General features: G+C 28.6%; 2 protein-coding genes. Both read right to left on the bottom strand.

Going from position 1 to position 1,292, the window contains the following annotated elements; genetic code table 11:
* A partial coding sequence (locus tag KQI36_RS17620; protein WP_342357408.1) for an IS3 family transposase occupies positions 1-841 on the bottom strand: 841 nt, incomplete at its 3' end.
* 65 nt (positions 842-906) lie between these two features.
* The gene (locus KQI36_RS17615; RefSeq protein ID WP_153474238.1) at positions 907-1,212 is read right to left on the bottom strand and encodes a transposase; all 306 of its coding nucleotides are present in this window, start codon (positions 1,210-1,212) and stop codon (positions 907-909) included.
* Positions 1,213-1,292 lie beyond the last annotated feature (80 nt).

Below are 1,292 nucleotides of genomic sequence, written 5' to 3'. Positions count from 1 at the left end.
TTAAATTCTTAAGATAATATTCGTGTGGTGTAACATATCCAATTGAAGAGTGTATTCTCTCATTGTTATATCTATAAACAAAATCATTTATATTATTGCGAATATCATCTAAACTCCAATATATACTTCCAGTAAGGCATTCGTCTTGAAGATATCTATGATATGATTCAATGAAAGCATTGTAATTTGGACTTTTAACAGGTATTCTTTCATGAATCACTTTTTCATCAAGACAAGATTTTTCAAAGATACCACTAATAAATTGACTACCATTATCCGTACGGATTACTAATCCATTTGGACTATCTTTAATGCCTCTGGAATATAAACCTTTAATTAAAACTTTTTTCGCAACTTCACCAGTTGCAGATAAATCTATTGATGTGCTTACAAGTTCTCTATCAAACACATCAATTATAGAAGTAATATAAGCAGTTCGCTTTGTTCCAGCTATAAACGCATACTTTATATCCATTTGCCACAATTGGTTTGATTTGATTATTGTTCTACTTTCGCAGACACGTGACACTCGTTTTAGAGTGCGTTTTCTATTTGGATCTAACAAGTTTAAGTTTTTCATTAATCTTCTAACTTTTTTCTTATTAATCTTAATATTGTAGTTATTTCTTAAAACAGCAGTAACTTTCTTATAACCATAGAATTTACTAGTTTTCTGAGATTTAATTTTTACTATATAGCTTTGTATATCTAAGTCATTAATCTTATCTCCATCAAAATTATAACTAAATCCAGGTGTCTTACGACCTGTATTAGCGTAGCTTCTCTCAGTATACTCATGTTTTATTTTGTAGTAATAAGAGGACTTAGATAATTCTACAATGCTTAATACAGTAACAACTTTATAACCTAAAGTTATCCACTTATGAGCAATAGCAACTTTATCATCTAACGTTGGTTGTTTTTTTTTAGAAGATCTTCAAGGATTGCTATTTTTAATTTAAGCTCTTCATTTTCATCCTTAAATTTATGATATTCTTTTTTATAATTAGGTATAATCTCACCTTCCTTTGGATTTTTCGGCTTTATAGTTTGAGAATACCTACGGTAATTGTTAACCCATGTGCTTAATTGAACTGGATTAATATCATATTTTTTAGCTATTAAAGAATTACTACCAGATTCAAGAACTTCTTTAACATAAGCAACTCTTTGTTCTTCTGAAAACTTTCTTTTAAAAACAACTTTTGACATATTGTAGCCCTCCTAATTTCATTAATATAATTGTAAATATCTAAATTAACTTTGTCCAATCCAATTAGGGGGGCTATAGG

This window comes from Clostridium senegalense (genome assembly GCF_018916625.1).
GTDB lineage: Bacteria > Bacillota > Clostridia > Clostridiales > Clostridiaceae > Clostridium_J > Clostridium_J senegalense.
The sequence above is the reverse complement of the archived record's forward strand: the minus strand, read 5'-3'. Positions and strand labels throughout refer to the sequence as shown.